Below are 8,001 nucleotides of genomic sequence, written 5' to 3'. Positions count from 1 at the left end.
GCGGGTGGGGTCCGCGGTGGCGGGGTCGGCGACGGTGATGGTGCCGTGGTGCAGTTGGACCACCCAGCGGGCGATGGCCAGGCCGAGGCCGGTGCCGCCGCCGGTGGCGCGTTCGCCCCGGGTGAAGCGTTCGAAGATCCGGTCGCGGTCGGCGGCGGGGAGGCCGTCGCCCTCGTCGGCGACCGCCAGCAGGATGTGCTGGTCGCGGCGTTCGGCGCGGACCGTGACGGTGCCGCCCGGCGGGCTGTGCCGTGCCGCGTTGTCCAGCAGATTGGCGAAGACCTGGTGCAGGCGCTCGCGGTCGCCCTCGATGCGGATCTCCGGCGCCGAGACCTGGAAGCGCACGTCGTGGCCGGCGCCGTCGGCGTTCACCGTCGCCTCGCGGACCACATCGCCCAGGAATTTGCGGATGTCGATCGGGGTCAGGGCCAGCGGCACCACCCCCGCGTCCAGGCGGGACAGGTCCAGCAGCTCGGTGACCAGCCTGCCCAGGCGTTCCGTCTGGGTCAGTGCCGTCCTCATCGTCTCCGGCTCCGCGGTGCTGACGCCGTCGACGATGTTCTCCAGCAGGCCACGCAGGGCCGTGATCGGGGTGCGCAGCTCGTGCGAGACGTTGGCGATCAGCTCGCGGCGCTGCCGGTCGGCCGCGGCCAGGTCCGCGGCCATCTGGTTGAACGCCGTCGCCAGCTCGCCCACCTCGTCGCGGGAGGTCGCGCGGACCCGGCGGGTGTAGTCGCCGCGCGCCATGGCCTTGGCCGCGACGGTCATCTCGCGCAGCGGCACCGTCGCGCCGTGCGCCATGACCTGCAGCGTCACCAGGCCGAGCGCGACGGCGATGGCGAACCAGCCCAGCTCGACCCGCATGAAGTCGAGGCTCCACCAGAAGATCAGCAGCCCGACGCCGCCCGCCAGACCGAGGGCCAGGGCCAGTTTCGCCTTGATCGAGCGGACCGGGTCCAGCGGGCGGGGCAGCCAGCCCAGGACGGCCCGCAACAGGCTCATTTCTGCACCTCGAGCGCGTAGCCGACGCCGTGGACCGTGCGGATCAGATCCGCGCCCAACTTGCGCCGCAGACCCTTGATGTGGCTGTCGACCGTGCGGGTGCCCGAGGCGTCCGCCCAGCCCCACACCTCGGCGAGCAGGCGCTCGCGGGGCAGCACCGTGCGCGGCCGGCCCGCCAGGTGAACCAGCAGGTCGAACTCGGTCGGGGTGAGCTGGGCCTCGACGCCGGCCCGCAGCACCCGGCGCTCGGCCAGGTTGATCTCCAGGTCGCCGAGGCGCAGCATCTCGCTCGCCGCCGGGGCGGCCGGCGCCGAGTTGCGGGTGGCCCGGCGCAGCAGGGCGTGCACGCGGGCGCTCAGCTCGCGCATCGAGAACGGCTTCGTCAGGTAGTCGTCGGCGCCGACCGCCAGGCCGATCAGCAGGTCGGTCTCGTCGTCGCGGGCCGTGAGCATGAGGACCGGGACGGCGCGCTCCGCCTGGATGCGGCGGCACACCTCCAGGCCGTCGAAGCCGGGAAGCATCACGTCGAGGACGATCGCGTCCGGCTGGGTGCGGCGGGCGGCCTCGACCGCGGCCGGGCCGTCGCCGGCGATCTCGACCTCGAAGCCCTCCGCGCGCAGCCGGGCGGCCACCGCGTCGGCGATGGTCCGCTCGTCCTCGACCACCAGCACCTTCCGTGCCGTCATGTCCCCCACCCCCTGGCTCGCCCCGCATCGTGCGCCGCGGGCGCAGGACCGGCGCACCCCCGTGGCGCGCCGATCTCCCCCGCGCCGAGCAGCCTATTGACCGGTCGTGCAGGTGCGGCGGTGGGTTTGTGGACAAACTGTGAAGATCGTCAGCCTGTGGATAACTCTGGGGATAACCCTGCGGGGGTGTGGATAACGCTGTGGATTCCTGGCTCAGCGGGTCCAGTCGTGCTTGGCGGCCCGGATCAGCTTGTCCTTCAGCTCGCGGGTGTGCCGCCGGCTCACCGGCAGCTCCGCGCCGTCGATCGCCACCACGTAGCCGGAGTGGGTCAGGCGCAGCTCCGCGACCAGGCGCAACTGCACCAGGTAGGAGCGGTGGATCCGGACGAAGCCCGCGTCCGCCCAGCGTTCGGCCAGCGTCGCCAGCGAGACCCGGACCAGGTGCGACGCGTCGGAGGTGTGCAGCCGGGCGTAGTCGCCCTGCGCCTCGACCCAGCGCACCGAGGAGCGCGGCAGCATGCGGGTCGTGCCGGCCAGCTCGACCGGGATGCTCGGCTCCTCCTGCGGCTTCGCGGGCGCCGCGAGGGGCGCCGCCCGCAGCCCGGTGACGCGGCGCAGGGACTCGCCGAGCCGCTCGGCCCGCACCGGCTTGCGGACGTAGTCGGTGACGCCCAGGTCGAACGCGTCCACCGCGCCGTCGTCGTAGGCGGTCACGAAGACGATCGCCGGCGGCCGGGCGAACCGGTGCAGGATGCGGGCGAGCTCCATACCGTCCAGGCCGGGCATCCGGATGTCCAGGAAGACCGCGTCGACCTCGGTGTCGCGCAGGACCCGCAGGGCCTCGGTGGCGTCGCCCGCCCGGTGCACGAACGCGACCCGGCCGTCGGCGTTGAGCAGGTAGGCGAGCTCGTCCAGGGCCGGCGGCTCATCGTCGACCGCAAGCACGACCAGGCTCATGCCGTGCCTGCCTCTGGCATGCGCTCCTGGCCCTCGCCGCGGTCGGTGCGGTCGCTCATGCCGTGCCTGCCTCTGGCATGCGCTCCTGGCCCTCGCTGCGCTCGGTGCAGTCGCTCATGCCCTGACTCCCGGATGGAACTTCGGCACCCGCATGCTCACCTTCGTCCCCGCGCCCGGCGCGGTCTCCACCACCAGCCCGTAGCGGTCGCCGAACACCGACCGCAGCCGTTCGTCCACATTGGTGAGGCCGACGTGCTGCCCGGCGTCGTCGTCGTGCCCGCCGACCGCCTCGGCGACGCCCGCCGCCAGCACCGCCGGATCCATGCCGACCCCGTCGTCCTCGACCGTGATGTGGCATTCGGCGCCCGCGTCCCGCGCCTCGATGCTCACCATACCGACGCCCGGCTTACGCGAAAGCCCGTGCCGGACGGCGTTCTCGACCAGCGGCTGCAGGCACAGGAACGGCAGGCTGACCGGGAGGACCTCGGGCGCGATCTGCAGGCGTACCTGCAGGCGGTCGCCGAACCGGGCGCGCTCGATGGTCAGGTAGCGGTCGATCGAGCGCAGCTCCTCGGCGAGGGTCGTGAACTCGCCGTGCGCCCGGAACGAGTAGCGGGTGAACTCGGCGAACTCCAGGATCAGCTCGCGGGCCCGCTCCGGATCGGTACGCACGAAGGAGGCGATCGCGGTGAGCGCGTTGTAGATGAAGTGCGGGCTGATCTGGGCCCGCAGGGCGCGCACCTCGGCCCGGGCCAGCCGCTCGCGGGACGACTCCAGCTCGGCGAGGGCCAGCTGGGAACCGGCCCAGCGGGCGGTCTCCATGGTCGCCTGCACCAGCCCGGGCGCCGGCTGATCGTCCGCGACGGCCACGAGCGCCGCGAGGGCCTGCCCGTCGGCGCCGGTCAGCGGGGCGACCACCGCGCCGCGGACCACGCAGTCGATCCGGTCGCAGGGCAGCTCGGCGGCGCCGAGGACGATCGAGCGGTTCGTCCGCAGGGCGCGCGCGGCGGCAGTGGCGAACTGGGTGTTGTGGTGGCTGCCCTGGCCGTCGAAGGCCAGGCAGCGGTCGGCGTCGACGACGGTGAGCCCGGGCGCGCCGACCAGCCGGCGCAGGTGCCGGGCGGCCTTGGCGGCCGAGGCCGGGGTCAGGCCGGTGCGCAGCGGCTCGGCGGCCAGCGAGGCCGTGTGCAGCACGTCGTAGGTGGCCCGCTGCCCGGCGGTGGCGATACCGCGCCGGGCCCGCAGGCGCAGCACCGCGATCATCGCTCCGGCAAGGGCGGCGAGCACGGCCAGCACCGCGAGGGCGTTCCCGATCTGACCAGCCACGCACGCATCTTGGCCGCAACGATCCGGAAACGCCAGGGCGTGGTACGCGGTTAGTACGCGCCCTTGCGCCGCAGGACGACCCAGATGGTGCGCCAGAGGATGCCCAGGTCGTAGGTCAGCGACCAGTTGTCGACGTAGTAAAGGTCCAGCCGGACCGCCTCGTCCCAGGACAGGTCGGAGCGGCCGGAGACCTGCCAGAGGCCGGTGATGCCCGGGCGGACCAGCAGGCGGCGGCGGACGTCACCCAGGTAGTCGCCGTCGTCGGCGGGCAGCGGCCGGGGGCCGACCAGCGACATCTCGCCCTTGAGCACGTTGACCAGCTGTGGCAGCTCGTCCAGCGAGGTGGCCCGCAGCTTGCTGCCGAACTTGAAGATCCGCGGGTCTTCCTTGAGCTTGAAGAGCATGCCGTCGGCCTCGTTGAGCTCCTCCAGCGTGGCCTTGCGCTCCTCGGCGTCCACGTCCATGGTCCGGAACTTCCAGACCCGGAAGGTGCGGCCCTCGTGGCCGACCCGCGGCTGGCGGAAGAAGACCGGCCCCGGGCTGGCCAGCCGGATGCCGAGGGCGATGACGCCCAGCACCGGGCTGAGGATGAGCAGGCCGAAGAAGGCGGCCACCCGGTCGAGCAGGTTCTTCGCCAGCCAGCCGGGGCCCGACAGGGTCGGTTCCTCGACGTGCAGCAGCGGCAGTCCCTCGATCGGGCGGATGTGCACGCGCGGGCCGGCGATGTCGGTCAGCTGCGGCGCGACCACCAGGTCCACGCCGGTGCCCTCGAGCGCCCAGGCCAGGCGGCGCAGCTCGCCCGGCTCGGCGCTGGCCGAGCCGCACACCGCGATGGTGTCGGCGCCGACCTCGCGGACCAGGGCCAGCACGTCGCGGCTCGCGTAGACCGGCACCGGGGTCTCGATGCCCCGGGCCGCGGAGTAGCCGTCGGTGAGGTGGATCGCGACCGGGATCAGGCCCGCGGCCGGGCTGCGGGTGACCGCCGTGTAGACCTCGAGGGCCTCCGGCAGCGTGCCCATCAGGACCATCCGGTGCGCGCCGTGCCCGGTGCGCCGGCGGGCCACGTGCAGCACCTGGCGGGCCGAGTAGCGGCAGAACAGGATGAAGATCAGCGCCGCGACCGAGACGTAGGCGATCGTCACCCGGGAGAGCTGGGTCTTGGTGGCGAAGGCCAGCAGGGAGACGCAGGCCACGACCGTGACGAAGGCGCGAACCACCCTTTTGAACTCTTCGCTGCCCAGCCCGAGGTAGCGGCGGTCGTAGCTGCCGTTGGCCCAGAGGATGAAGAGCCAGCCGAGCGGCAGGCCGACCAGGGCGACGAAGTAGAACAGGCCGACACCCCGGCCCTGGAAGCCGGAGTCCGCCTTCTGGATGAAGGTCACCGCGAGCACGCTGGCCACGATCGCGGACACCAGATCCAGAATCACCAGGATCAGGGTGTACGGCCGATGCCAGCGGGACAGCCGGCGGTGCGATCGGGTCCAGGCGGACCTGGCTACCCCGTTACTGGGCGGCGGGTCCTGCTTCCACTCGAAGCTGTCGTACGGCATGCCGCTCCGGCTCTTGCTCGTTCCCGGGCGTTGGAGGCTCGTGGTCACCTCGCCTACGTCCTCCCGCATCACGTACCACCCACACCGAGAACATTACGCACTGCCACGGCCCTGGGGGCGCCGGCCGGGGCTGTCGATCCCGGCGCGCCGCGAAGGAAGCGAGGGACCGGGCCACTATACCGATGGAACGGCGTAGAAGAAGTGGATGTTGTAACCGCTTTCCTCCGGGAACGAGTCGAGCACGCTGAGTGACTATCGGATCAACTTGGACAGCCGTCTGTCGGCGAGGGGCTTACCGCCCGTCTGACAGGTCGGGCAGTACTGCAGGCTCTTGTCGGCGAACGACACCTCGCGGACCGTGTCGCCGCAGACCGGGCAGGGCAGCCCCGTCCGGGCGTGCACCCGCATGCCGGCCCGCTTCTCGCCCTTCAGCTCGGCGGCCTTCTGGCCGACCGAGCGCGCCACGGCGTCGGTCTCCACCTGCCGCATCGCCTCGTAGAGGGTGGTGATCTGTTCGTCGGTGAGCTTGGCGGTCAGCGCGAAAGGCGACATCTTCGCCGCGTGCAGGATCTCGTCGGAGTAGGCGTTGCCGATGCCGGCCAGCACCTCCTGGTCGGTGAGCACGCCCTTGACCTGGCCTCGGCGGCTGCGCAGCCGCTCGGCGAACCCGTCACGGTCCACCGCCAGCGCGTCGGGGCCGAGGCGGGACACGCCGGGCACCTCGGCCGGGTCCCGCACCAGGTACGCGGCCAGCGACTTCTGCGTGCCGGCCTCGGTCAGGTCGAAGCCGGAGCCGTCGTCGAGGCGCACCCGAAGCGCGATGGGCCCGCTGCCGGGCTTGAGCGGCGCCGGGGACCGGAACGAGTCCCGGTAGTGCAGCCAGCCGGCCCGGGCCAGGTGCACCACGAGGTGCAGGTCCGCGCCGAGGTGCAGGTCGAGGAACTTGCCGTGCCGGCCGGCGCCGGTGACGGCCAGGCCGGCGACGGCGCTCGGCGGCGGATCGTAGGTCTTCAGCGCGCTGAACGAGGACACCTCGAGGCGCTCGACGGTGTGGCCGACAGCGCGCTCCCGCAGGTATGCGGCGAGCGCCTCGACCTCGGGAAGCTCCGGCACGCCCCCAACGGTAGCGTTTCGCAACGTGAAGGTCGTCGTAGCGCACAACAGGTACCGCGAAGCGATCCCGTCCGGCGAGAACGTCATCGTCGACACGGAGATCGCGCAGCTCACCGCGGCCGGGATCGAGGTGCTGCCGTTCCAGCGCGCCTCGGACTCGATCGGCGACCTGCCGCTCGCGCAGAAGGCGCTGCTGCCCCTCTCGCCGATCTACGGCCGGGCGGCGCAGCAGGACCTCTCGGACCTGCTCCGGCGGGAGCGGCCGGACCTGCTGCACCTGCACAATCCGTACCCGCTGCTCTCGCCGTGGGTGGTGCGCACCGCGCACGCGCACGGGGTGCCGGTCGTGCAGACGGTGCACAACTACCGCCAGGTGTGCTCGTCGGGGCTGTACTTCCGCGACGGGCACAACTGCACCGACTGCCGCGGCAAGGCGTTCGGCTGGCCGGCCGTCGCGCACAGGTGCTACCGCGGCTCGGCGGCGCAGAGCGCGCTGATGGCCACCACGCTCGCCGTGCACCGCTCCACGTGGAAGTCCGTGGACCGCTACATCGCGCTGACCGGGCGGATCGCCGAACACCTGCGGGACTACGGCATCCCGGACGAGCGCATCGTGATCAAGCCGAACGGGCTGCCGGACCCGGGCGAGCCCGAGCCCGTCGGCGACGGCTTCCTCTACGCGGCCCGGCTGTCGCCGGAGAAGGGGCTCGCGCTGCTGCTGGACGCCTGGCGCCGGCACCCGGAGGGCACGCTCGGGCAGCTGCGCATCGCGGGCGACGGCGAGCTACGCCCGCTCGCCGAGCGGGCCGCGGCCGAGCGGGCGGACGTCACCTATCTGGGCGCGCTCGACCGGGACGGCATGGCGGCCGCCCGTACCCGGGCGTCGGTGATCGTGGCCGTGCCGACCTGGAACGACGTGCTGCCGACGGTGATCCTGGAGGCGATGGCGGCGGGCCGGCCGGTGCTCGGCACCGACGTCGGCGGCATCGGCTACCTGCTCGGGATCGGCGAGCCGGTCGAGGCCGCCGGCTGGGTGGTCGCGCCGGACGCGGAGGCGCTGGCCGCCGCGCTGCCGGTCGCCCGGGCCGGGGCCGCCGGCCTCGCGCCGGCCGCCCGCAAGCGCTACCTGCAGGCCTTCCATCCGGACGTGGTCACCCGCCGGCTCATCGACGTCTACGTGTCCGTCACGGAGAATTCGCACCCGTCAGCCAGGTAGATCACGATCGAAGCGGGGAAAGCTGGATCGGGTGACCGATGCAGAGATCTCGCGCCGAAATGTCCTGCTGGGCGTGGGCGGCGCCGCGGCGTTCACCGCGGCCGGCGCCGTCGCCGGCTATGCGATCGCGGGCGCGGGCGCCGCCGACGGC

General features: G+C 72.8%; 7 protein-coding genes. 1 reads left to right on the top strand and 6 read right to left on the bottom strand.

The window, feature by feature from the left end; translation table 11 throughout:
• From AB0F10_RS42470 to AB0F10_RS42445, 6 genes are all read right to left on the bottom strand, one after another.
• Positions 1-1,002, bottom strand: a 1,002-nt coding sequence (locus tag AB0F10_RS42470) for an ATP-binding protein (protein WP_360639374.1), incomplete at its 3' end; no start/stop codon positions are given.
• Positions 999-1,688 (bottom strand): response regulator transcription factor, encoded by a 690-nt coding sequence (locus AB0F10_RS42465; RefSeq protein WP_360639371.1) that lies wholly within the window; start codon positions 1,686-1,688, stop codon positions 999-1,001. The genes AB0F10_RS42470 and AB0F10_RS42465, both read right to left, overlap by 4 nt.
• A 213-nt stretch (positions 1,689-1,901) precedes the next feature.
• Positions 1,902-2,645 (bottom strand): LytTR family DNA-binding domain-containing protein, encoded by a 744-nt coding sequence (locus tag AB0F10_RS42460; RefSeq protein WP_360639369.1) that lies wholly within the window; start codon positions 2,643-2,645, stop codon positions 1,902-1,904.
• Positions 2,646-2,759: 114 nt separating this feature from the next.
• Complete coding sequence (locus AB0F10_RS42455) at positions 2,760-3,971, bottom strand: histidine kinase (protein WP_360639366.1); 1,212 nt, start codon at positions 3,969-3,971, stop codon at positions 2,760-2,762.
• A 50-nt stretch (positions 3,972-4,021) separates the two neighbouring features.
• The gene (locus tag AB0F10_RS42450) at positions 4,022-5,521 is read right to left on the bottom strand and encodes a sugar transferase (protein ID WP_360639377.1); all 1,500 of its coding nucleotides are present in this window, start codon (positions 5,519-5,521) and stop codon (positions 4,022-4,024) included.
• Positions 5,522-5,773: 252 nt separating this feature from the next.
• On the bottom strand, positions 5,774-6,634 hold the full coding sequence (locus tag AB0F10_RS42445; RefSeq protein ID WP_360639363.1) for a DNA-formamidopyrimidine glycosylase family protein: 861 nt from the start codon (positions 6,632-6,634) through the stop codon (positions 5,774-5,776).
• A 25-nt stretch (positions 6,635-6,659) separates the two neighbouring features.
• Between AB0F10_RS42445 and AB0F10_RS42440 the strand changes: the two genes are divergently transcribed.
• Positions 6,660-7,850, top strand: coding sequence for a glycosyltransferase family 4 protein (locus tag AB0F10_RS42440; RefSeq protein WP_360639360.1), 1,191 nt, complete (start codon positions 6,660-6,662; stop codon positions 7,848-7,850).
• Positions 7,851-8,001: the final 151 nt, after the last annotated feature.

This window comes from Actinoplanes sp. NPDC026623, from assembly GCF_040638275.1.
In the GTDB taxonomy this organism is placed as follows: Bacteria; Actinomycetota; Actinomycetes; order Mycobacteriales; family Micromonosporaceae; genus Actinoplanes.
The sequence above is the reverse complement of the archived record's forward strand: the minus strand, read 5'-3'. Positions and strand labels throughout refer to the sequence as shown.

What these genes read in the sequence shown, in the direction of transcription:
- AB0F10_RS42460 (WP_360639369.1), bottom strand. Translation starts at nt 2,645, where the DNA reads ATGAGCCTGGTCGTGCTTGCGGTCGACGATGAGCCGCCGGCCCTGGAC.
- AB0F10_RS42465 (WP_360639371.1), bottom strand. Translation starts at nt 1,688, where the DNA reads ATGACGGCACGGAAGGTGCTGGTGGTCGAGGACGAGCGGACCATCGCC.
- AB0F10_RS42450 (WP_360639377.1), bottom strand. Translation starts at nt 5,521, where the DNA reads ATGCCGTACGACAGCTTCGAGTGGAAGCAGGACCCGCCGCCCAGTAAC.